This window comes from Mannheimia granulomatis, assembly GCF_013377255.1.
GTDB classification, from domain to species: domain Bacteria; phylum Pseudomonadota; class Gammaproteobacteria; order Enterobacterales; family Pasteurellaceae; genus Mannheimia; species Mannheimia granulomatis.
In genome coordinates this window covers 974,648-997,259 of the sequence record NZ_CP016614.1, presented here as the reverse complement: position 1 = coordinate 997,259, position 22,612 = coordinate 974,648, and the positions used below count along the sequence as shown (strand labels likewise).

The window sequence follows — 22,612 nt, the reverse complement described above, 5'->3', positions numbered from 1 at the left end:
ATTACGATATTAAAATTTCGTATGAGAATATTTTACTTCTACCAAATTCCCTCTGCCCCTCATAGCTTAAAGAGGGGAATTAATTATTTTTTGTCTTAATTACAGCCAATACTTTCTCTGCTGCATTCTGCTCAGCTTTACGGCGACTTGTGCCTATGCCGATAAAAATTTCATCTAAGTTAATCACTTTACAAGTCACTCGGAAAGTTTGGTTATGTGCTTCGCCTTTAATATCCAGCACATCATATTCCGGCAACGGCAATTTTTTGCCTTGTAAAAATTCTTGTAGGCGTGTTTTTGGATCCTTCTGCGAATCGCCCGGGCTTATTTCATTCAATAAATCCGCGTACCAATCTGCTACTTTTTCCATTGCTTTTGCCATATCTTGATCGAGATAAATTGCTGCTATAATGGCTTCAACGCAATCTGAAAGAATAGATTCTCGGCGGTATCCACCACTTTTTAGCTCGCCCGGTCCTAATTTAAGATAATCGCCTAAATCAAATTTACGAGCAATAATAGCTAAGGTTTGCTCTCTAACAAGGGTTGCCCGCATACGACTAAGCTCCCCTTCATTAGCTTTAGGGAATTTGTCGTATAAGGCTTTACCAATTGTGAAATTTAAAATTGAATCGCCTAAAAACTCAAGGCGTTCATTATTTTTAGCCGCCGCACTGCGGTGCGTTAAGGCTTGTGTGAGGTAATCAAGGTTATGGAACTGATAACCTAATTTTTTCTGTAATCGTTCTAATTGCATAGTATTTATTTTAGGCTTTTGCTTGCCTTTAATTTGAATAAAGGGCGTATGCAATACGCCCTGTCAGTTTATTAGTGGATGGAAGTAAACATTCTTGAGAAACGAAGCCCTTTGCTAAATAAGGCTTTGAGCGAACTTTCGTCTTGTTGTTTATCAATACTTAACCAAATAAAGCTGGCTTTGCCTACTACATTTTGTTCCGGTACAAATCCCCAAAAACGGCTGTCGCCACTATTATCACGGTTATCGCCCATTACAAAATAATGTCCTTGCGGCACTACCCATTCGCCTTCCGGCTGCCCTTCTTGTTTAAAGAAATAAGGGGCGTAGTTAAATGCCATCGGGTGATTTAAAATTTGGTGAGTGACATCACTTTTTTCAGTACGCTCAACTTGCATTTCACCTTTATAGAAGAAATCCGCGTTTGGCTTGCCTTCACTATATTCAAACGACTGTACTTCTCCATTGGCTTTGGTTAAGGTTAAGCGTTGAGTGGCAAAATCGTATTTCAGGTTATCACCACCTACTGCAATTACACGCTTAATATAATCAATATGCGGTTCGGTAGGTGCTTTAAATACGATCACATCACCACGCTGAGGCTTACCGGTTTCAATTAAGGTGTTTTGCCAAATCGGATCTTTGATGCCGTAGTTAAATTTATTTACCACTAAAAAATCACCCACGCGTAAAGTTGGCTCCATTGAGCCGGTTGGGATTTGAAAGGGTTCAAATAAAAATGAACGCAAAACCGTTACAAAAAACAACACACCGAAAAGTGAAGCAAAAAATTCGCCGACTGATGATTTTGGCTGAATCTCTGCAATCTCTTCTGCCGTTAATTCTCTACCTAAGCGTTTTTGTTGTTGTGCAATTGCCCGTTTACGTCTTGGATCGGCACTAAATTTATAAAATGCCCAAAATCCACCACAGATTAGAACTAATACAACTAAAATAATTGAAATCGTATTCGGTAGCTGCATTGAATCCAACCATTTCCAAATACTGTAAATAATGCCTAAAAAAATAATTGGCATAAATTGTGCCATTGAATGTTCCTTTTTAGTTACCCCGGCACGCTAAGCGTACTAGGCTTTTTGCAAAATTTTCAAGAAATATGACCGCTTGCAAGCGGTCGAATTTCGCATTTTTTTAGCAAATTAATCTTTGCCAACGTGAAGAATTGCTAAGAACGCTTCTTGTGGTACTTCTACATTACCGAGGGATTTCATACGTTTTTTACCCTCTTTCTGTTTTTGTAGAAGTTTTTTCTTACGGCTTACATCACCACCATAACATTTCGCCAATACGTTTTTACGCAGTTGTTTAACTGTTGAACGAGCAATTACGTGGTTGCCGATTGCTGCTTGGATTGCAATATCAAATTGTTGGCGTGGAATCAATTCACGCATTTTTTCCACTAATTCACGACCACGATAAGCCGCATTCGCACGGTGGACAATAATCGCCAACGCATCAACACGCTCGCCATTAATCATAATATCCACACGTACCATATCCGCATTTTGGAAGCGTTTGAAGCCGTAATCTAATGAGGCATAACCACGAGAAGTCGATTTTAAGCGGTCGAAGAAATCCAACACCACTTCACCCATTGGGATCTCATAAGTTAAGGCGATTTGGTTGCCGTGATACACCATATTGGTTTGCACACCACGTTTTTCCACACAAAGGGTAATTACGTTGCCTAAGAACTCTTGCGGCACAAGCATATTACACTCTGCAATCGGCTCACGGATTTCTGCGATGTTATTGATTGCAGGGAGTTTAGATGGGCTATCCACATAAATAGTTTCGCCATCTGTTTGCACTACTTCATACACTACCGTCGGAGCAGTAGTAATCAAATCCAGATCATATTCACGCTCTAAACGCTCCTGGATAATTTCCATATGCAACAAGCCCAAGAAGCCACAGCGGAAGCCAAAACCTAACGCACTTGAGGTTTCCGGCTCGTAGAATAATGAAGCATCGTTCAAACTTAATTTGCCTAACGCATCACGGAAGGCCTCGTAGTCATCCGAACTAATCGGGAATAAACCTGCGTAAACCTGTGGTTTTACTTTCTTAAAGCCCGGTAATACTTCCGTTGCAGAATTATGGTGATGGGTTAACGTATCGCCCACTGGTGCACCCAAAATATCTTTAATCGCACAGACTACCCAGCCTACCTCACCGGTTTTCAGTTCGGTAGTATCGACTTGTTTCGGGGTAAAAATACCAAGGCGATCTACATTATAAGACTGTCCAGTACTCATCACTTTGATTTTATCGCCCTTTTTCAGCACGCCGTTTTTTACACGCACTAAAGAAACCACGCCCAAATAGTTATCAAACCAAGAGTCGATGATCAATGCTTGTAATGGCGCTTCAGGATCACCTTCCGGTGCCGGGATTTTCTTCACAATATCTTCTAAAACATCTTCAATCCCTAAACCTGTTTTTGCCGAACAGCGTACTGCATCAATGGCATCAATACCGACAATATCTTCAATCTCTTCTGCCACACGTTCAGGCTCGGCTGCCGGTAGATCGATTTTGTTTAAAATCGGCACTACTTCCAAATCCATTTCGATTGCGGTATAGCAGTTAGCTAAGGTTTGAGCTTCAACGCCCTGACCTGCATCCACCACCAACAATGCCCCTTCACAAGCGGCAAGCGAGCGAGAAACTTCATAGGAGAAATCCACATGCCCTGGAGTGTCGATAAAGTTCAGCTGATAAGTTTCACCGTCTTTTGCTTTATAGTTTAAGGTTACACTTTGAGCTTTAATCGTAATACCGCGTTCACGTTCAAGATCCATTGAATCTAATACTTGAGCTTCCATTTCACGGTCTGATAAGCCACCACAAGTTTGAATCAAGCGGTCTGATAAGGTTGATTTACCGTGGTCAATATGAGCGATAATCGAAAAGTTACGAATATTTTGCATTTTCATCGGGCAGTTAATGTCCTGTTTTGTTATTTGTCTATCTAAAATTAATCGGAGAATTGTACTTGAAATACAAGGTTTTGCAAAGAAAAACAAATAGTAACAAGCGGTTGTTTTGAAGGATTTTTTTGCAAAATGATTTTGCAAAAAATTATAAATCAATAGAGAAAAAATTTATTGCATTAGTTTTTTTGATCTATATAATTAAAAAAACTAATCAAATAATATACAGGGGTCTATATGAAGCATGTTATCGCAATCATAAAACCATTCAAATTAGCTGATGTCCGAGAGGCACTTTCTGATTTAGGTATTTCTGGTATGACTGTTACTGAAGTCAATGGATTTGGTAGGCAACAAGGTCATACAGAAAGTTACCGTGGTACAGAATATGAAGTTGATTTCCTACCTAAAATAAAAATTGACTTGGTCATCTCTGATGAAATGCTTGATTCAGTGGTACAAACCATCATTCAAGCTGCTCATACAGGAAAGGTAGGAGATGGAAAAATTTTTGTCTCACCCGTTGAACAAGTTATTCGAATTCGCACAGGCGAAATGGATAACGACGCAATATAGAAATCTTATTAGGAACATTTTATGAAAAAATATTCTCTGCTTTCTTTTTTTCTTCTCCCCGCTTCTTGCTATGCTGAAACAAATTGGTGGAAGCCTCTTTCTGAAATTAATGGAGGGGATACAGCTTGGGTTATGATATCAGCCATTTTAGTGCTATTTATGACTATTCCAGGCTTAGCTTTATTTTATGGTGGTATGGTACGTAAGAAAAATATCCTTAGCACTATGATGCACAGTTTTTCTGTTGCCGCATTAATTAGCTTCTTATGGGTCGCGGTGGGTTATTCACTTGCTTTTACTGAAGGAAATGCTTTTATTGGTAGTTTTGATCGCTTATTCCTAAGTGGAATGGGATTAGATCTTGCTAATGAACAAGGTACTGTAGCCCCTAATGCCGGAAGTATTCCTGAAACAGTCTTTATGTTTTTCCAAATGACATTTGCTGTGATTTCAGTTGCTATTATTTCAGGTGCTTTTGCAGAGCGAATTAAATATTCTGCAATGATGTGGTTTTCCGGATTATGGTTTTTGCTTGTATATGTCCCTGTTTGCCATTGGGTCTGGGGCGGTGGCTTTATGGCGGAAGGAGGGGTCTTAGATTATGCTGGAGGAACCGTTGTTCATATTAATGCAGGAGTAGCAGGCTTAGTGGCAGCCATTATGGTGGGGAAACGCATCGGCTATAAAAAAGAGGCAATGCCGCCACATAATATGGCATTTACTCTAATTGGTGCTGCTATGCTGTGGATTGGCTGGTTTGGATTTAATGCAGGTTCTGCATTAGCAGCAAATGCTTCAGCAGGAATGGCTCTCGCTGTTACTCAAATTTCAGCTTCAGCAGGTGCATTGGCTTGGTTAGTGTGCGAAAAATTAGCAAAACACCACCCATCATCACTTGGTTTAGCTTCTGGAGCAGTTTCGGGGTTAGTTGGTATTACACCTGCAGCAGGATTTGTTGATGCACAAGGAGCAATTTTTATTGGTATTTTCACATCTATTTCCTGCTATTTTTCTGTTACCTTAATGAAACATAAACTGGGATATGATGATTCATTAGATGCATTTGGCATACACGGATTTGGCGGTATTGTTGGGGCATTACTGACAGGTATTTTATTTAATAACACTGTATTTGCAGGCGAATCAAAAGTAGGTTATCAGTTACTTATTCAAGCTAAAGATGTCATAATTACTGTGCTTTATAGCGGTGTGATGAGCTTTATTTTACTCAAAATTATTAGCTTTCTTTGTGGAGGCTTACGTGTAGATAAAGATGATGAACGTCAAGGCTTAGATATCAGTATTCACGGTGAACGTTTGGAATGATACGTTAAAATTAAACAATATCTATGGTATGTATGTGATGAAATTAATCACGGCTATCACTGTTAAATCATACTTTTTACAAAGCTCAATCACGTAATTTCGGGCGGCAATATCTTCTTGGGTAAACACCAAACGGGTAATTTCATTTGCTACCAATGTGAAACTATGGATTCACTGCATATTAATTCACATAAATCACCCCTTTTCTGTGTAATCTCGCTATAATTATAACTACACTGAGGTATAGAAATATTTATCTGTATCAAAATTTATTCACATATTCCTAACAAGATAAAAAGGAGATGGCGATGAAAAAAATGTTATTAATGAGTGGTTCTAAGTATAAAAATACGGAATATTTGGCTCACACTATTCCTTGGTTAAAAACGTTTTTAGCGGATTATCAAGGCAAAAAAGTCGCCTTTTTGCCTTATGCGGGCGTAAGACGAAGTTATAACGAATACGAAAACACCGTAAAAGCAGCATTAGCTGATTTAGACCTTGAAATTATCTCTGTTCATCGTGGCAATAAACATACCGATATTATTGAGCAAGCAGACGTAATTGCAGTTGGTGGCGGTAATACATTCTGCTTGCTTAAACAGATGTATGAAAACAATGTGTTGGATTGCATTCGCCACAAAGTCGAAAACGGTACGCCTTATTTTGGTTGGAGTGCCGGGGCAAATGTTGCCGGTAGTTCAATTATGACGACTAACGATATGCCGATTACTTATCCGCCATCCTTTCAGGCATTAAATCTATTCCCTCATCAAATCAACCCACATTTTATTGCCGGCAAAATTCAGGGGCATAACGGCGAAAGTCGTGAAGAACGCTTAGAAGAATTTTTGATCGTCAATCCAACTGCATTAGTTTACGGCTTACCGGAAGGCACTGCGTTACAAATCAAAGGAGATCAAGCGGTCGTTTTAGGCGAAAATTCTGTATTACAATTCAGCCGAGATATGCAATTAAAAACCCTTGAACCGGATTCAACTTTTACCTATTAAGGAGATAATCTATGGAAACCTTCAATCTTGTGATTGCAATAATCGGAATTATTGCGACCGTCTATTTGCTGATAAAAAAACATGAAACCCGAACGGTGTTAATTTCCGTCGGTTTAGGTATGGCAATGTTGACCCTGCAACCAATGGCAGCGCTTGATGCTTTTGCTAAAAGTATGACCTCAGGCGGATTAATTATGGCGATTTGTTCGAGTATGGGTTTCGCCTATGTGATGAAATATACCCAATGCGACAGCCATCTTGTCCAATTATTAACGAAACCGTTAAGCGGATTAAAATTCTTTTTAATTCCTGTGGCAACCATTATTACCTTCTTTATCAATATTGCCATTCCATCGGCTGCCGGTTGTGCTGCTGCGGTGGGAGCAACCTTAATTCCGGTATTAAAGTCTTCCGGTGTTCGCCCAGCTACTGCCGGTGCAGCAATTCTTGCCGGTACTTTTGGTTCAATGATGAGTCCGGGTTCTTCACATTCTGCAATGATTAGTGAAATGTCAGGCTTAACCGTTACTGAGGTAAACCTTTCTCACGCACCCTACACTATGATTGCAGGGGCAATTGGTGCAGTTACGCTCACTATCATTGCGTTAATCTTAAAAGATTATGGTAAAGAGCACCGTGATGCTTATTTGGCTGAATCTAACCACACTCACGCAACCGAAACTAAAACCAATATTTTATTTGCGATTGCTCCATTGGTGCCACTTGTAATTTTAGTTATTGGTGGTACTTCTTTACAGCAAATTTCTTGGTTGAACTGGACCAAAATGGGCGTGCCTCAAGCAATGTTAATCGGTGCGATTTACGGCTTAATCGTTACCCGCACCTCACCGGCTAAAATTACCAATGAATTCTTTAATGGTATGGGTAATGCCTATGCGAACGTATTAGGTATTATCATCGCTGCCGGTGTGTTTGTAGCCGGCTTAAAAGCAACAGGGGCAATTGATGCTGCTATCGAGTTCTTAAAACACTCAAACGAATTTGTGCGTTGGGGTTCAACCGTCGGTCCATTCCTAATGGGTGTGGTAACAGGCTCAGGTGATGCAGCTGCCATCGCCTTTAACACTGCCGTTACGCCACACGCAACAGAATTAGGTTACACCCACGTGAATTTAGGTATGGCAGCAGCCATTTCCGGGGCGATTGGTCGAACCGCCTCGCCGATTGCGGGTGTGGTCATTGTGTGTGCCGGTATCGCAGGTGTGAACCCGGTTGAAATGATTAAACGAACCGCTCCGGGAATGATCCTCGCCACCTTATTCCTTGCATTATTTATGCTATAACCGAATTGCCCTTTACCCTGCGTAAAGGGCTTTTTTATAAGGAGAACAGTATGAGCCTTTCATTAGAACAACTGATTGAACTACGCCGTGAATTTCACAAATTCCCTGAAACAGGCTGGAGTGAATTTTGGACAACCGGGAAAATTGCTGATTATTTAGAGGCAATCGGCTTTCAAATTTTATTAGGTAAAGAGATTATTCACCCTGATTTTGTGCGTGGTCGTAATAAAGCGATTGTGGAAAAAGGCATTCAACGAGCCATTAATTACGGTACAAATCCCAAATGGCTGGAAAAAATGGACGGCTACACAGGCTGTGTGGCAGTATTTGATTCAGGCAAACCGGGCAAGACCGTTGCTCTGCGTTTTGATATTGATTGCGTAGATGTGAGCGAAACCAAATCTCCCGAACACCGAGCCAACCAACTTGGGTTTGCTTCCGTAAACGAAGGCGAAATGCACGCTTGCGGTCACGATGGGCATATCACTATCGGTTTAAGCGTGGCTCACTGGTTAATGGAAAACAAAGACGAGCTCAAGGGCAAAGTGAAAATCATCTTCCAACCCGCCGAAGAGGGCGTGCGTGGTGCCGCTGCGATTGCCGCGAGTGGTGTGATTGATGATGCCAATTACTTTGTTAGTTCACACATCAGCTTTTGTGCCAATTCCGGCACCGTGTTAGCCGATCCGAAAAATTTCCTTTCCACCACCAAAATTGATATTCGCTACAAAGGCAAACCGGCACACGCAGGTGCTGCTCCGCATTTAGGGCATAATGCCTTACTGGCTGCCGCCCACGCCGTAACCCAACTGCACGGGATTTCCCGCCACGGTAGCGGTATGACACGAATTAATGTCGGTGTGTTTAAAGGCGGTTCCGGACGAAATGTCGTGCCTGCCGATGCCGAAATCAAACTTGAAGTACGAGGCGAAAACAAAGAGATCAATCAATATATGGTTGATCAAGTAATGCAAATCGCCCAAGGTATTGCGGTGAGTTTTGGTGTGGAATATGAAACCGAAATTATGGGCGAAGCGGTAGATATGAACAATGATACCGAATTGGTTGAATTAATCAGAGAAATCGCCATTGCACAACCGCAAGTGCATAGCAGCGACAAAGAATATGCTTTCAATGCCAGCGAAGATGCCACTATTCTCGGCCGCCGAGTGCAAGATAATGGTGGAAAGGCCATATACTTTATTATTGGAGCAGATAGAACTGCCGAACACCACCAAGCCGAATTTGATTTTGATGAGGAACAACTCTTAACAGGCGTTAATATCTACACCTCTTTGGTGGAAAGATTGCTCGCCTAATTTCTTAAAATCTTTCATAGAAAGCCCTGAATATTCAGGGCTTTTCTTTATAATTTAAAATCTGCTTAAATCTAACCCACCTGCCGTTTTTTCATTAGCTTTTAGATAACTCGGATGCGTTTCAATTTGCGAGAGATAGCGACAAATATTCGGATATTTCGATTTATCCACATAATTTAACCCCCATTGAAGTGGGAAACTTAATGAGAAATCAGCCCCGGTTAATTGCTCACCAATAATCCAAGTTTTACCCTATAAGGTTTGTTCCACATGGTTAAAATAAAGCCCTGTTTGTGCCGCAGCATATTGGCTGAAATCACCAAAATCGCCCTGTTTAGTTAATAACGCCAACAAATTAGCAGAGAACATTGAAGCAGAGATGCTTAACCAATAGACATACTGTGAATAATCATCTGTTTGTTGTGGTGGCGTAAAACGATTTTCGTGGTCGTAGCGGTCGAGTAAATGCTGAATAATTGCATTCCCCTCCGCCAACACTAAATGCCCGTCTTGCAATACCGGAGCTTTGCCAAGTGGATGTTGAGCGTTCAACTCAGGCGGAGCTAACGCGCTGTCCGGGTTACGATTGTAAATTTTCAGTTCATAATCCAGCCCTAATTCCTCAAGTAACCAAACAATGCGGTGCGAACAAGATTGTTTAAGATAATGCAGTGTAATCATCATTGCCTCACAAATAGTATATCTAAAATTAACCTTATAGAACTTAGCTCTATTAAGGAGCTTTCATCTCGCCCATCATAAACAAGCGGTCAAATTTTTGCAATTTTTTGACCGCTTGTCATTATAAATCAAAAGATTGAATTAAATTCACATGCAAACGCGTTTCTACATTGCCACGCACCGCATTAGAATATGGGCAAACTTCGTGTGCTTTTTCAATCAGTTTACGTGCATCTGCCTCGCTGACACCTTCAACGGTAATGGTAATATCTAAATCTAACGAAAATGCACCGTCTGCTTTTTGCCCGATCCCCACTGCCACGCTGGTAGAAGATTTAGTTGGTTTAATTCCCAACGTTGGGGCAACGTGGTTCATCGCACTGTCAAAACAAGCAGCATAGCCCATTGCGAAAAGCTGTTCAGGATTAGTCCCTTGTTTGCCTATTTCGTTTTGGAAACCGACTAAATCAAAGCAGATTGAGCCATCATCAATACGAGTATGTCCATCACGACCACCAGTTGCGGTTGCTGAAGTTTTATAAAAAATTTTCATATTTGATCCTTTTGAATGATTGTATTTAACTGATTGAGCGATTCTGCAATAGGTTTACCAATGCAAAGTTGCACTCTCTTCTACAGGAACACGCCCTAGATGATGTTTATTTTGCATCGCCTCCCAATCTGGGTGTCCGAATGAAATGGCGTGTAGCAGTTTATAATTCTCTGGAATACCTAATTCTTCACGCACATCATCAGCGAACATTGCAAGAGCTAATTGCGGAATACCGCCAAAGCCACGAGCTGTAAGCGAAAGCAGAAAAGTTTGTGAATACATACCGATATCTGAAGCGATATTCACATCGTGTCCATCAATCGCCGGCATAAACAAAAATGCCATATGCGGTGCACCGTAGCCGATAATGTTGTCGTCATAAACCACTTGGCGACCGGCTTTGTCTTCACGGGCAATCCCGTAGCTGGTGGTGAAAACGTGCGAATATTGATTACGCCAACGTGGTTCATAATCCCCTTTGAATTTGCCTTGATCAAATTCAAAATCAGCTTGGTTGATACCTTGAGCAAAAGTGGCTTGGAAGCGTTTTTTCAAACGATCTAAGGTTTCGCCTGATGCAACGTGAACCAACCAAGGTTGAGTATTACACGCTGATGGTGCGTTTTGAGCATCGGCAAGGATCTGTTTGATCTCTTGCTCCGTCATTGGGGTCGGTAAAAATTTACGGATTGATTGGCGGGTTTTAACGGTGGTTTCAAAATCTAACATAACGTTCTCCTGTATTTGGAATGCGTATATCATAGCGATTTTTTTTATTGAAGGTTATCTTGTTTCTCTAATATGTTTGCCTAATTCTCTAAAATTGCAAAAAAATCCATAAAAAAACACCGCTTGTACGGTGTTAATGTTTAAGGCTTTGTGCATAGACCACAAATTCGCCTTGCCAAAGTGCGGCTAATTTATTCTCGCAGATTAATTGGCACGCAATGTGAAGCGTGCCTCTGCCAAAACGTTTTAACATTTTTTGGCATTTTTCCATCTGTTCGGTTGAAATCGGTTGGCAAACGGCAATTAAATCACCTGTGGCCGGCAATTGGTAGTCGATCTCGCTCCGTTTGATCACAATCTGGGGATTCTGATCGGTTTGAACAAAAGCCGATAGCCAACCACAAGCAGTGGAGATCAACGCCATACTGCCACCGAACATCGTATTGTGATGATTGCGGTTTTTTGCAAAATTTGCCCGCAAACGCACCGCTTGTAAGTCAGCTTGTTCAAGTTGAATATCCAGTAACGCTGTTGCCGGAATGTGTTGATAAAGCCACGTTTGCAAGGCGTGCAGTTCAAATTTAGCCAAGATTTTTCAACCCAGCACAGGATTGAGCAAGATTATCGGCGACAAAAGCAAGAGCAATCACATCTGCTCCCACCACAACAAAACTTACTCCCCATTCAATATAGCGTTTTGCTTCTTCTGGCGTACCTGCAATCGTACCAACAGGTTTGCCCCAACTACGAATATCTTGGATCAGCTTTTTAATGGTTGCTTGCATTTCTTCGCCTGAAAAATCGCCATAGTAGCCCATATCTACGGCTAAATCGGCAGGGCCTAAGAAAATCGCATCAACGCCTTCAGTTTTAGCAATCGCTTCGGCATTTTTCACTCCCAATTTGCTCTCAATTTGTAGAGCTAGGAATAGATGCTGTTCTGCACTTGCCGCATAGTCAGGAATTCTCGCCCAACGCCCAGCTCTTGCTCCCGGTGCACCAAACCCACGTTTACCTTTTGGTGGATAATACATAGATTCGGCAACGTATTTTGCTTGCTCTGCTGTTTCAATCATTGGGGCGATGATGGATTGTACACCAGCGTCTAATAATTGCTTGATTAACGCTCGGTCGCTTTCTAATGGACGTACCACAAGGTGGCTATCGTAAGCAGCAATCGCACGAGCTTGGGCAAGAATGGTCTCAATCGTATTCGGACCGTGTTCGCCGTCAATCCATAAAAAGTCAAAACCGGAACCCGCCACAATTTCTGCCACAGTTGCCGAGCCTGAACCTAAACCAAAGCCGATTTGCACTTGGTGATTTTGCACCGCTTGTTTGAAAGGGTTGTTTAAGTAATTTTTATCAAATACACGCATTTTTTGCTCCTATTTTTATGATCTTTTTGCAAGGTAAAGTTTGTCGCCTAAGCGATTTAATAAACTGATTTCGGCTTCTAGCCAAGCAAGATGCTCTTCTTCATCTTTCAAAATATTTTCTACTAAGATACGAGATGTGGCATCATGTTCTGATTGGAATAATTCAACAACAGCGTTTAAATTCGGGCGAACATTGATTTGTAAGGCTAAATCAGCTTTAAACGCTGAGTGAATATCTGTACCAAAGGTAGGTTGTGGCAAGGTATAACAAATTTCGCCACCTAAATCTAAAATACGGTTTTGCAAGGCAATAATCGTTTCGGGTTCATCAGTAATATGTTCAACGGTTATATCCGCTAATTTTTCATAACCCCAAGCACGAAATAGTGCAGCGTGGGTTTGATGCTGGATATTAGCCATTTGATAAACAGCAAGTAATTCATTCAATTTATTGATTACAGTTTGATTCATTGTTCATCTCCTATATTGTGTGAAATTCGTTTCCTTCTGGAATGGTGCAAATTATATTGCTCAATTTGCCGAACTGTTATACGATTTCTCCAAATTCCTTGCCTAATTCTACATATGTTTACTTCAGATTTAATCCAACGCCTAACTGCTATTTCACCCAAAAATGAAGTGTGGTACACGCCTATCCAAGGCTTAACAATTCACTGTTGCGATCAACCCACTCAACTTTCTTCCTATATTCAAGAGCCGAGTATTTGTATTGTCCTACAACAAAGGCGACAAATTTGTAATGGCGGAGAATGTTATCTATTTGGGCAGGGACAGTTTATGTTTTGCCCTGTGAATTTGCCTGTTACTATAGAAATTCCACAAGCAACTGAAAACGAACCCTATTTGGGCATTTCAATGAAAATTGATTTGCAAACTGTAGCCAAAGTGTTGGCTCAGTTGCCAAAAAATTTTGTAAAAAAAGCCGAAAATCAGACTGCTTTCGGGCAATGGCAAATTTCCAGTGGGCTAGAAAATGCGTTTTCTCGCCTGCTGATTTTGCTCGAAACCCCAAATGATATCGGCTTTCTTGCCCCGCTGATTCAACAGGAAATTTATTACCGCCTATTGCAAAGTGATCAAGGCGAAAAATTACAAAATTTGCTTACACAAGATTCTCACACCAATCTGATCAGCCGAGCGGCAATATGGATTGAGCGGAATTTAAGTCAGTCGTTTACGGTTGAAATGCTTGCCTATCAAAGCGGTATGTCAGTATCGGGTTTTCACAATCACTTTAAAAAAGTCACCGGAATGTCGCCATTGCAATATCAAAAACGGCTAAGGCTCACGGAGGCACAAAAATTGATTAAACAAGGTAAAGCAATTTCAGAAACCGCTTATGAAGTCGGCTACGAAAGCCCAAGCCAATTTAGCCGAGAATATAAACGCTATTTCGGGTTATCACCCAGCAACAAAAGCGAATAAATTTCAAACAATCTATAAATAATTTGTACAAAAATTTATATAACATTCCAAAAATATTGGGTAATCACAAATTTTTATTGTAGAATCCATAAGTTTTTTTAATTCAAACACAATAGGAAAAATTATGCAATTTAGAGAAATTAACCCTTCCCCGCGTTTATTAATGTGCCCCGGACCGACAGATGCTGATCCGCGTGTATTGCGTGCCATGTCAGCCCCGATTTTAGGGCAATTTGACCCGGAATTTACTTCTCTTATGAATGAAACCATGGAAATGGAACGCCGCCTTTTCCAAACCAAAAACGAACAAACCTATGTGGTAAACTCTACCTCCCGTGGTGGTTTAGAAACCGTTTTAACTGCGGCAATCTGCCCGGGTGATAAAGTATTAATTCCGGCATTTGGTCGTTTCGGTTATTTATTAAATGAAATTTTATCTCGCAGCGGTGCGGATATTACCGTGATTGAAAGAGAATGGGGAACCGTTTTCGAGCCGGAAGAAATTGAAGCAGAATTGAAAAAAGGCGGTTATAAAGCGGTCGCAATTATTCATGGCGAAACCTCAACCTCAATGATGCAGCCGTTAGAAGAAATCGGCAAAATCTGTAAGCAATATGATGCGATGTTAATTGTGGACACCGTTGCAACCTTAGGCGGTGTGGATATTCGCGTGGATGAATGGGGTATTGATGCTTGTATCGGCGGTACACAAAAATGTATTTCTGCCCCGTCAGGCACAGCATTAATTACTTATAACAAACGCATTGAAGAAATTATTGCAAAACGTAAACGTGTAGAACAAGGCATTCGCTCGGATTCTGATGTAGATGGCACCTTACCTCAAATTCCAAGTAACTACTTAGACTTAGCACAGTTACAAGATTATTGGAGTCCACGCCGTTTAAACCACCATACCGAAGCGACCAGTGCTCAGTACGGTATTCACGAAGCCTTACGCATTATTTTACAAGAAGGGTTAGAAAACCGCTTTGCCCGCCATATTTTAAACGATAAAGCCTTATGTGCAGGCTTAGAGGCAATGGGCTTAAAAATCTTTGGTGATCGCAAACACAAAGCTCCGGTTGTGACTGCATTCCACATTCCGGAAGGCATTACCGGCCCGGCATTACGTAGCGATATTTTAAACCACTTCGGCATTGAACTTGCGACCTCATTCGGCCCTCTAGACGGCAAAGTGATTCGTATCGGTAATATGGGCTTCTCCAGCCAAAAACGTAACGTGCTATTAACCCTCGGGGCGTTAGAAGCGGTATTATTAAGCCACAAAGTAAAAGTGCCTTCGGGCGATGCAGTTGCCGCAGCGTTAGCAGTGTATAAAGACGCGGAGAAATAATTCCCTCATAAACAACAAAACGGCTAATATTTTTAATACTAGCCGTTTTTTAATACTCAATTATCTTAATACAAGCGGTAAATTTTCATAAAATTTTACCGCTTGTATCGGTTATTTATGCTCTAAAATCGTGCCTTTACGGAAAGATTCTGAGCTTTTTAATGATTTCATTAAGATGTAGTAGCTTAAACCTGATGGAATCAAGCTGATATACCAAGAAAGATCAACAATGATAAGTGAGCAGAGCGAGCCGATAGCTATCGCAATAATCGCCGCCCAGTTGATACCTTTGAAGATGCCTTCTTTGTTGTAGAGATCGTTTACATTGAGTTTTTGTTTTCTCAAGATGTAGTAATCGACCACCATTACCGCGAAGATTGGGCCTAAGAATGCTGAATAGATTTTAATAAATAACGACAAACCATCAGCCGATTCTGCGGTGACTAATTTCCACGGCATTACACACATTGAAAGAATACCGACTAAAATGGTTGCGTGTGACCATTTCATTTTGAATGAGTCCATCAAAATGTAAGATGGCGGTACAATATTGTTTAGTACGTTGGTGGTGATTTGAGCAAAGGCAATAAATAATAAGGTGATAACGGTGAGAAATTTGTTATCCATTGCGGTCGCAAACACTTGGATTGGGTCACTGTTGCCTGTTGCTGCCGTGACTAATAAACCGATTAAACCCATAAAGAGGGTAACAGGTAAAATAGAAAGCACGTAGATAACCCCTGTGGTTACAGAGCCTGTACCTTCTTTAACATGGCGAGAATAGTCAGAGGCATTTAAGATCATGGTTGAGTAAATACCTAAGAACGCCGTGGTTGCTGCCCAGAATGGCATTCCCCATGAGCCTTCAATACTTGAGAAGCGGTTGCCGATTTCCACAGAGAATTGGGTTTGTACCACATAAAGCATATAGGCAAGAATACCGATTAAGAACACGCAAGAGACGTTTTCTAACCATTTAATGCCTTTGAAGCCATTAATTGATAATGCCACTTGTAATGCAGTAAATAGCACATAAACAACCGGTAAATTGTCAAAACCGAACAGAAGTTTTAAACACATATTGATTGCACCGGCACCAACCCAGCTTTGGAAGCCGAACCAAACAATCGCCGGCACACCCCGCAAAATGCCCGGAATTTTCACCCCTGTCGTACCAAAAGAGCTACGTAACTGAACCGGGAATGGAATACCGTATTTATGACCTCCATTACCAATTAGTACTAAACCGATAGCAATAACCACGCAGCCAATTGACATTGCCAAAATTGCTTGTGTTACTGTTAATGCCCCGATCAAACTTGCTCCCATTGAGAATGTCCCGATAGATACACAGCCTCCTAAGAAGCTTGCCCAATAGGAGAAATTATCCATAATTCGCTCCTTGGTTGGCTGAAGATCAGAATTCACGCCTCTAGCCAACTCAGGATTGAGTTCTTTGTTATCCATCATAGTTATACTCCTTGTTGTGTTTTGCGGATGAATTTACCAAAACCTTTACTGTCGGTTAATTTACCGTCTTGGGCGATGACTTTACCACGCACTATGGTGCAAACTGGTAAGCCTTTCCCTTTTTTACCCACATAAGCAGATATTTTATTAGCATACTGCAAATCTTCCGCTTTGATTTCCCACTCTTTATTTGGATCAATAATAGTGAAATCCGCATCAAAACCGATTTGAATATCGCCTTTTTGTCCATAAATGCCGAATGCTTTTGCCGGTAATTTTGCCATTGCATTGGCTAATACCGTTGGGGAAACACCGCGTTTTATGCAGCCTTCGTAGAAAGCAACTTGCACACAGCTTTGAATACCGCTGATTCCGCCCCAAACATCAAATACGTTTTCAATTTTTTGACCTAAAATTTCATTGTGTTTTTCATCGTAAGAGCATGGCGAATGGTCGCTCCCAATACCACTAAATGTGCCATCAACCACATAATCCCAAAGGCGATCTACATCAGATTTAGAACGTAATGGCGGAGCACATTTGAATAATGGACCTTTTTCAATCACATCATCTTCGCTAAAACAGAGGTAATGAGCACAGGTTTCGGCAGTAATATCATAACCTTCTTGTTGAGCTTCTTTAATTTTTTGGGCAACATCAGGGTGGCTAACATGACAGATGTGGGCTTTACAGCCGGTAGCTTTTGCAATTTCGATAATATTAATGGTTGCCAGCATTTCTGCGATAAGCGGGCGGGAATCTAAGAAAGCTCTCCAGTCTAAGCGACCTTCTTTTTTCATTCGTTGCTCTTGCCATTTAATCGTTGAGAAATCTTCACAATGGAAACCGGCACGGCCGCCGAATTTTTGGATAATTTCCATTGCTTCATAGGTTTGACCGTAGTTAAGAGAGGCATAATCAGGAGAGACAGGTCCGATAAAGGATTTTAATGCTACACAACCTTTATCGTTTAATTCACTTAAATATTCAAAATTCGTTGGAACCAAACCGCCCCAGAAACAGTAATCCACATAAGCATTTGGCGACACTTTGGCAATTTTGGCATCAAAAATTTTGCTGTTAGTTAAAGCCGGCTCATTTTGTAACGGCATATCAATAATGGTTGTATAACCGCCGACTGCCGCTGCTGCCGTACCGTGTGCATAATCCTCACGCCATTCATAGCCGGGATCATTTAAGTGTGCGTGGGTGTCAATCGCCCCCGGGAAAACATAGTTTCCTTTTACATCAATCACTTCCTTCGCATCAGGTACAGAACCATCTTCTAAGATCGCAGCAATTTTTCCTGCTTTGACCGCAATATTACCGTCAAAAACGGCATCGGATAAGACTATCTTCCCATTTTTTATGACGAGATCGTACATAGTCGAATACTCCTTATAGTTATGTTTGTATTAAATTTTTATTTAAGGGAAATTTGCAAGCTGTTAATTTTCCGAAAAAATTTGCAAATCCCCCTTACTTGAATACTACTCGTCCAACAACTTCTCTGCTAATTCTTGCTGCAACACTGCCGCTTTCGCAAAATAGTGATATTCAGTAAACTCCACCGGCGTATGGCTTCTGCCCTCTTTACTTGGTACGAAAATCATCACAGTTGGGATTTTTTGCCCGATTTCTAAGGAATCGTGCCCTGCTCCACTCGGTAAGCGTTTATAGCTGAATTGGTGAGCTTTGGTAGATTCTTCTAAAATACTGAGCATTTTTTCACTTAATGCTACCGGTTGAATAATCAATTTAGTTTCTTTCTCAAAAGTTGAACCGATTTTTGCTGTTTCTTCGGCTAATGCTTGCTCAATTTTAGCGGTAATATCTTCAACATTTGCCATATTTAGTGAGCGAATATCCACGCTGAAAACCACTTTTTCTGCAACAATATTAATCCCACCCGGCAACACACTCATATAGCCAACAGTTGCCACCGTACCATCATTTTTCTCTCTTGCCCAGTCGGCAATTTTTGAAATCACTTTTGTAGCAACATCAACCGCATCTAAACGCATATCCATTGGGGTTGTACCTGCGTGATCGGCACGTCCGTGAACTGTAAACATATGGCGGTGTAAGCCAACAATACCCGTTACCAAACCAATTTCAATGCTGTGCGTATCTAACACCGGACCTTGCTCAATGTGGGTTTCGATAAAATGACCGATTGAACCTTCTTCCCATTTCGCATTTTGTACTTTTTCCGGATCTAATCCGTAATTACGCATTGCTTCGTAAATTGAAACACCATCTTTATCTAGAAATTTTTTACAATACTCCGTATCGCGAAGACCTAACATTGCACCAGAGCCGAAATAGCCTGTGCCGAAACGCATTCCTTCCTCATCGTTAAAACCTACAACCACGAAATTGCGTTTAAATTTTTTGCCACTTTCTTTTAATAAACGGGCTGTTTCTAATGCTGTGATTACACCTGCAATACCGTCATAATCGCCACCGTGCAATACGCTGTCATAATGAGAACCAGACATTACACAAGGCAAATTAGGTTGTTCGCCCTCCAATACGCCGAAAATATTGCCTGCTTCATCTTCTTTCACTCGCAAGCCGGCTTCCACCATCAAATCTCTTAAATAATTGACCGCACTTCTGGCTTCTTGAGAGAACGGCAAACGAGTACAACCATTGCCTGGTGTAGCAGTAAATTGTTTCAAAGCTTCTAAATTTTGCGTAATACGTTGTGTAATTTGTTCCATTTTTGGCTTCCTCTTTCTATGAGCGAATAGTCATTCGCCCTGACATCATTTTTTTCGATTTAGAATAAATACATCAATAGGTGAATAGACCATAGCAGCTACCATCAATATAAATCCAATATAGATAAACATATTATTAGCTTGATCAATCCCAAACATAATCAATGCAAAGGCAAGCATCGTTACAATAAAAGCTAAGGTCATTTTACCTGCTTTGGTTTTAAAAAAGTTCATTAATCTAATCCTCTACTAAAGCGATGCAAAATACGCCACAACGCCGATTAATAAAGTCGGCAGTAACGTAATCCAAATAATAGCTTTCATTACATCACCTTCTTTACCTAAAATATTGGCGGTTGTGGTACCTAAAATAATTTTACTTGGGCTAATGGCACTACCAATTGCCCCACCTGTTGTTTGTGCCCCTAAAATTGCCGCTGAGTTGGCGTTCAGTAATTTTGAGGTGGTCATTTGGAAATCACCAAATAAAATATTTGAACTCATATTACTGCCGGTCATAAAGGTGCCGAGGAAACCGATAAATGGGGAAAGGATCACATAAGATTTACCTAACACCGCCGCCATTCCTTGTGCTAACACCGCCGTTTGCCCTGTTCCGCCCATAATTTTAGACATAATCACTAAGCCGACTACCGCAATACCGGATGGCATTGTCATTGAAATTGATTTTGCAAATACCGCTTTCGCACCACCTTTGCCGATCCAGCCTTTATATTGATAATAGAATAAGCCAAGAATAGAAGAGACAAATAAGAACATACTGGCATGAGTGAAAATCGCAATCGGCGAATAAGAGCTATGAGCCTTATTCACAAAGCCGTAACCTGTGACTGTTTCAGGGAAGGCAAAACCAAATTTAAATTGTGATAGGAATTGATTTACAGGGGTAATCACCAAAATCGCTAAAGTCATTACAGACAGCACAATATAAGGAATAAAGGCTTGTAGTAAATTCATATTTGGCAATTCTTCTGTACTTTCGGTGGTTTTGCTTCTATCCATAATTGGGCTGTCTTCCACACGCCAGTTGTCTTTATACATACTCATTTTGCTGATGAATACGATAGCTAAAATGGATAAACAGGCCGGAATAAAGGCAGAAATCGTGGTATTGACTTGGCTTAATACCAACTCGCCACCGCCTTGAATGGTGGCAATAATCACCGTTGCCAATAAACCTTTTTTCAACGCTTTGCCACGACCGTAAAACCAAGAAATCGCTAGCCCTGTGACGACAATCCAAAACCATAAAAAGGCAGCAGACCAAAGTGAGGTTAAGAAGTAATCTTCACTACCCACCTCTAAGCCAGCCGATACCGCCAATGCGTCCCAAGCTGCGGCTAAAGTACCGAACGTATTCCCCCAAGCCTGACCGAGCAACGGCAATACCACCGCCCATAACGGACGAACGCCAATACCGATTAATAACGGAGCCCCGACTGCCACTGGCACACCAAAGCCTGTGATACCTTGTAAGAAACTTTCAAAAATCCAGCCCATTGTCATCACAAGCAAAAGTTCATTTGGGAATAATTTACTCATTCCCGTGCGGATAACTAAAAAGGCTTTTGCCGCATCACTGACCTGATACATCAAGACAGCAGTCCAAACAATCAGCAAAATGACTAACGCATTCCAAATGCCTTTGGCGGATTCAATCGCAATGAGTGAAATATCTGCCTGATATAAGAAAAGACCACTAAAAATAGTGATGAGCAAACCAACAGGTGCTGCTTCAGTTGCTCCCCACTGGAATTTCACCATCAAAATAACTAAGGTGATAATTGGCAATAACGCCATAAACCACATAAAAAAATTAACCGGAATATCCATTTTTGATTGAAAAACCTAATTGTAAAAAATTTAAAAAATATGACCGCTTGTATATACCCCATACGAACCGTATGGGGTTAAATCAACCGAGCCACTCTGTGGCTCTCATTTCAAAAGTCGCAGAGCGACTTAGTTTATTTATCCTAGCACGGCTCGTGCTAGGTATTTTATGAATAAATCACCGTACCGGTTTCACCGGCAATACCTTCTGCCGCTTTATCCAATAAGGTAATTAATGCTCTGCGGTTTGCACCACTTTCTGCAAATTTCAGTGCAGCTTCTACTTTTGGTAGCATTGAGCCTTTGGCAAATTGCTCTTCTGCGATATATTGGCGAGCTTGTGCAGTGCTTAAATCTGCCAACCATTCTTGGTTTGGTTTGCCCCAGTTAATCGCCACTTTTTCTACTGCAGTTAAGATCACCAAATAATCTGCACCTAATTTTTGAGCTAATAGCGAGCTTGCGTTATCTTTATCGATCACCGCATTCACTCCGTTTAGACGACCTTGTTCGTCAGCCACCACCGGAATACCGCCACCGCCGCAGGTAATCACAATATGCCCTGCATTGACGAGAGTTTTGATGGTTTCTAACTCACAAATACGTTGTGGTTTTGGCGAAGGTACCACAATGCGATAACCACGTCCGGCATCTTCCATCGTGCGAATACCTTTGGCTTCCAACTCTTGAGATTCAGCTTCAGTTAAGAAACGGCCAATCGGTTTATCCGGATTTTCAAAGGCAGGATCTTTAGCATCCACTTCAATTTGCGACAAAATAGTGCTGACTTTTTGGTCAATGCCACGAGCAACCAATTCATATTTGATCGCATTTTGTAAATCAATACCGATATAACCTTGGCTCATTGCCACGCTGGTTGGCAATGGAATTTGATCACCTGAGGTTTTGAAAAAATCGTCCATTGCACGTTGGATCATTCCTACTTGCGGGCCGTTGCCATGGGTGATCACAATATTTTTACCTTGCTCTAAAATATCCACAATCACTTTTGCCGTTTTAGCTACCGCTTCACGCTGTTCTTTTAAATTATTGCCCAAGGCATTTCCACCTAAAGCTAATACGATGGTTTGTTTTGACATTATTCCTCCTTAACCGCCGCCCCATACGAGCCGTATGGAGTTCTATTATCTGAGCCACTCTGTGGCTC

The 22,612-nt window shown here is 41.2% G+C and carries 21 protein-coding genes and 1 pseudogene; 7 read left to right on the top strand and 15 right to left on the bottom strand.

The annotated features are described in order from the left end of the window. Nucleotides 1-79: 79 nt before the first annotated feature. The 3 genes from rnc to lepA form a co-directional block, all read right to left on the bottom strand. Entirely contained in the window at nt 80-757 is a 678-nt protein-coding gene (rnc, locus tag A6B41_RS04705) for a ribonuclease III (RefSeq protein WP_027074781.1), read from the bottom strand. 71 nt (nt 758-828) lie between these two features. Next, nucleotides 829-1,806, bottom strand: coding sequence for a signal peptidase I (gene lepB, locus A6B41_RS04700; RefSeq protein WP_027074782.1), 978 nt, complete (start codon nt 1,804-1,806; stop codon nt 829-831). 111 nt (nt 1,807-1,917) lie between these two features. Next, a complete protein-coding gene (gene lepA, locus A6B41_RS04695) occupies nt 1,918-3,711 on the bottom strand; it encodes a translation elongation factor 4 (RefSeq protein WP_027074783.1) in 1,794 nt (597 codons plus the stop codon). Between the two features lie 240 nt (nt 3,712-3,951). Here lepA and A6B41_RS04690 point away from each other — a divergent pair, with 240 nt between their 5' ends. The 5 genes from A6B41_RS04690 to A6B41_RS04670 all read left to right on the top strand — a co-directional run bounded on the left by A6B41_RS04690 (nt 3,952) and on the right by A6B41_RS04670 (nt 9,252). Continuing rightward, nucleotides 3,952-4,290, top strand: coding sequence for a P-II family nitrogen regulator (locus tag A6B41_RS04690; protein WP_027074784.1), 339 nt, complete (start codon nt 3,952-3,954; stop codon nt 4,288-4,290). A 21-nt stretch (nt 4,291-4,311) separates the two neighbouring features. Next, nucleotides 4,312-5,616 carry an ammonium transporter gene (locus tag A6B41_RS04685; protein ID WP_027074785.1) on the top strand — a complete coding sequence of 435 codons (1,305 nt, stop codon included), beginning with the start codon at nt 4,312-4,314 and terminating at the stop codon, nt 5,614-5,616. Between the two features lie 308 nt (nt 5,617-5,924). Beyond that, nucleotides 5,925-6,629, top strand: coding sequence for a dipeptidase PepE (gene pepE, locus A6B41_RS04680; RefSeq protein ID WP_027074786.1), 705 nt, complete (start codon nt 5,925-5,927; stop codon nt 6,627-6,629). 11 nt (nt 6,630-6,640) lie between these two features. Further along, the gene (dcuC, locus tag A6B41_RS04675) at nt 6,641-7,933 is read left to right on the top strand and encodes a C4-dicarboxylate transporter DcuC (RefSeq protein ID WP_027074787.1); all 1,293 of its coding nucleotides are present in this window, start codon (nt 6,641-6,643) and stop codon (nt 7,931-7,933) included. Between the two features lie 50 nt (nt 7,934-7,983). Further along, nucleotides 7,984-9,252, top strand: a complete 1,269-nt coding sequence (locus A6B41_RS04670) for a M20 family metallo-hydrolase (RefSeq protein ID WP_027074788.1) — start codon at nt 7,984-7,986, stop codon at nt 9,250-9,252. A gap of 54 nt (nt 9,253-9,306) precedes the next feature. On the opposite strand, the pseudogene A6B41_RS04665 reads toward A6B41_RS04670, so the two are convergent. From A6B41_RS04665 to A6B41_RS04640, 6 genes and pseudogenes are all read right to left on the bottom strand, one after another. Next, nucleotides 9,307-9,933: pseudogene (locus tag A6B41_RS04665) on the bottom strand (glutathione S-transferase family protein). Nucleotides 9,934-10,054: 121 nt separating this feature from the next. Continuing rightward, complete coding sequence (locus A6B41_RS04660; protein WP_027074789.1) at nt 10,055-10,486, bottom strand: organic hydroperoxide resistance protein; 432 nt, start codon at nt 10,484-10,486, stop codon at nt 10,055-10,057. A gap of 54 nt (nt 10,487-10,540) precedes the next feature. Next, nucleotides 10,541-11,215 carry a nitroreductase gene (locus A6B41_RS04655; protein ID WP_027074790.1) on the bottom strand — a complete coding sequence of 225 codons (675 nt, stop codon included), beginning with the start codon at nt 11,213-11,215 and terminating at the stop codon, nt 10,541-10,543. 133 nt (nt 11,216-11,348) lie between these two features. Continuing rightward, nucleotides 11,349-11,804: a YiiD C-terminal domain-containing protein gene (locus A6B41_RS04650; RefSeq protein WP_050436794.1), complete on the bottom strand. Its 456-nt coding sequence runs from the start codon at nt 11,802-11,804 to the stop codon at nt 11,349-11,351. Further along, a complete protein-coding gene (locus tag A6B41_RS04645) occupies nt 11,797-12,594 on the bottom strand; it encodes an HpcH/HpaI aldolase family protein (protein ID WP_027074792.1) in 798 nt (265 codons plus the stop codon). The genes A6B41_RS04650 and A6B41_RS04645 overlap by 8 nt, the downstream gene beginning before the upstream one ends. Before the next feature lie 15 nt (nt 12,595-12,609). Continuing rightward, nucleotides 12,610-13,065 (bottom strand): ferritin-like domain-containing protein, encoded by a 456-nt coding sequence (locus tag A6B41_RS04640; RefSeq protein ID WP_050436795.1) that lies wholly within the window; start codon nt 13,063-13,065, stop codon nt 12,610-12,612. A gap of 114 nt (nt 13,066-13,179) precedes the next feature. On the opposite strand from A6B41_RS04640, the gene A6B41_RS04635 reads away from it, so the two are divergent. Together A6B41_RS04635 and A6B41_RS04630 are read left to right on the top strand one after the other, a co-directional pair. Then, on the top strand, nt 13,180-14,040 hold the full coding sequence (locus A6B41_RS04635) for an AraC family transcriptional regulator (RefSeq protein ID WP_027074793.1): 861 nt from the start codon (nt 13,180-13,182) through the stop codon (nt 14,038-14,040). A gap of 124 nt (nt 14,041-14,164) precedes the next feature. Continuing rightward, nucleotides 14,165-15,394 carry a pyridoxal-phosphate-dependent aminotransferase family protein gene (locus A6B41_RS04630; protein WP_027074794.1) on the top strand — a complete coding sequence of 410 codons (1,230 nt, stop codon included), beginning with the start codon at nt 14,165-14,167 and terminating at the stop codon, nt 15,392-15,394. 111 nt (nt 15,395-15,505) lie between these two features. On the opposite strand, the gene A6B41_RS04625 is transcribed toward A6B41_RS04630, so the two are convergent. The 6 genes from A6B41_RS04625 to arcC form a co-directional block, all read right to left on the bottom strand. Next, nucleotides 15,506-16,864, bottom strand: a complete 1,359-nt coding sequence (locus tag A6B41_RS04625; protein WP_237052499.1) for an NCS1 family transporter — start codon at nt 16,862-16,864, stop codon at nt 15,506-15,508. 2 nt (nt 16,865-16,866) lie between these two features. Then, a complete protein-coding gene (gene allB, locus A6B41_RS04620) occupies nt 16,867-18,249 on the bottom strand; it encodes an allantoinase AllB (RefSeq protein ID WP_027074796.1) in 1,383 nt (460 codons plus the stop codon). A 105-nt stretch (nt 18,250-18,354) separates the two neighbouring features. After that, nucleotides 18,355-19,590 carry a M20 family metallo-hydrolase gene (locus tag A6B41_RS04615; RefSeq protein WP_027074797.1) on the bottom strand — a complete coding sequence of 412 codons (1,236 nt, stop codon included), beginning with the start codon at nt 19,588-19,590 and terminating at the stop codon, nt 18,355-18,357. Nucleotides 19,591-19,635: 45 nt separating this feature from the next. Further along, nucleotides 19,636-19,824 carry a hypothetical protein gene (locus A6B41_RS04610; protein ID WP_032847492.1) on the bottom strand — a complete coding sequence of 63 codons (189 nt, stop codon included), beginning with the start codon at nt 19,822-19,824 and terminating at the stop codon, nt 19,636-19,638. 15 nt (nt 19,825-19,839) lie between these two features. Beyond that, nucleotides 19,840-21,444 carry an L-lactate permease gene (locus A6B41_RS04605; RefSeq protein ID WP_027074799.1) on the bottom strand — a complete coding sequence of 535 codons (1,605 nt, stop codon included), beginning with the start codon at nt 21,442-21,444 and terminating at the stop codon, nt 19,840-19,842. Nucleotides 21,445-21,611: 167 nt separating this feature from the next. Continuing rightward, nucleotides 21,612-22,544 carry a carbamate kinase gene (gene arcC, locus A6B41_RS04600; RefSeq protein WP_027074800.1) on the bottom strand — a complete coding sequence of 311 codons (933 nt, stop codon included), beginning with the start codon at nt 22,542-22,544 and terminating at the stop codon, nt 21,612-21,614. Nucleotides 22,545-22,612: the final 68 nt, after the last annotated feature.

Coding starts and splice junctions, on each gene's coding strand:
- A6B41_RS04605 (WP_027074799.1), bottom strand. CDS start 21,444: ATGGATATTCCGGTTAATTTTTTTATGTGGTTTATGGCGTTATTGCCA.
- lepB (WP_027074782.1), bottom strand. CDS start 1,806: ATGGCACAATTTATGCCAATTATTTTTTTAGGCATTATTTACAGTATT.
- A6B41_RS04630 (WP_027074794.1), top strand. CDS start 14,165: ATGCAATTTAGAGAAATTAACCCTTCCCCGCGTTTATTAATGTGCCCC.
- A6B41_RS04610 (WP_032847492.1), bottom strand. CDS start 19,824: ATGAACTTTTTTAAAACCAAAGCAGGTAAAATGACCTTAGCTTTTATT.
- allB (WP_027074796.1), bottom strand. CDS start 18,249: ATGTACGATCTCGTCATAAAAAATGGGAAGATAGTCTTATCCGATGCC.
- lepA (WP_027074783.1), bottom strand. CDS start 3,711: ATGCAAAATATTCGTAACTTTTCGATTATCGCTCATATTGACCACGGT.
- A6B41_RS04645 (WP_027074792.1), bottom strand. CDS start 12,594: ATGCGTGTATTTGATAAAAATTACTTAAACAACCCTTTCAAACAAGCG.
- A6B41_RS04655 (WP_027074790.1), bottom strand. CDS start 11,215: ATGTTAGATTTTGAAACCACCGTTAAAACCCGCCAATCAATCCGTAAA.
- A6B41_RS04625 (WP_237052499.1), bottom strand. CDS start 16,864: ATGATGGATAACAAAGAACTCAATCCTGAGTTGGCTAGAGGCGTGAAT.
- A6B41_RS04670 (WP_027074788.1), top strand. CDS start 7,984: ATGAGCCTTTCATTAGAACAACTGATTGAACTACGCCGTGAATTTCAC.
- pepE (WP_027074786.1), top strand. CDS start 5,925: ATGAAAAAAATGTTATTAATGAGTGGTTCTAAGTATAAAAATACGGAA.
- rnc (WP_027074781.1), bottom strand. CDS start 757: ATGCAATTAGAACGATTACAGAAAAAATTAGGTTATCAGTTCCATAAC.
- arcC (WP_027074800.1), bottom strand. CDS start 22,544: ATGTCAAAACAAACCATCGTATTAGCTTTAGGTGGAAATGCCTTGGGC.
- A6B41_RS04690 (WP_027074784.1), top strand. CDS start 3,952: ATGAAGCATGTTATCGCAATCATAAAACCATTCAAATTAGCTGATGTC.
- A6B41_RS04685 (WP_027074785.1), top strand. CDS start 4,312: ATGAAAAAATATTCTCTGCTTTCTTTTTTTCTTCTCCCCGCTTCTTGC.
- A6B41_RS04615 (WP_027074797.1), bottom strand. CDS start 19,590: ATGGAACAAATTACACAACGTATTACGCAAAATTTAGAAGCTTTGAAA.
- A6B41_RS04660 (WP_027074789.1), bottom strand. CDS start 10,486: ATGAAAATTTTTTATAAAACTTCAGCAACCGCAACTGGTGGTCGTGAT.
- dcuC (WP_027074787.1), top strand. CDS start 6,641: ATGGAAACCTTCAATCTTGTGATTGCAATAATCGGAATTATTGCGACC.
- A6B41_RS04635 (WP_027074793.1), top strand. CDS start 13,180: ATGTTTACTTCAGATTTAATCCAACGCCTAACTGCTATTTCACCCAAA.
- A6B41_RS04640 (WP_050436795.1), bottom strand. CDS start 13,065: ATGAATCAAACTGTAATCAATAAATTGAATGAATTACTTGCTGTTTAT.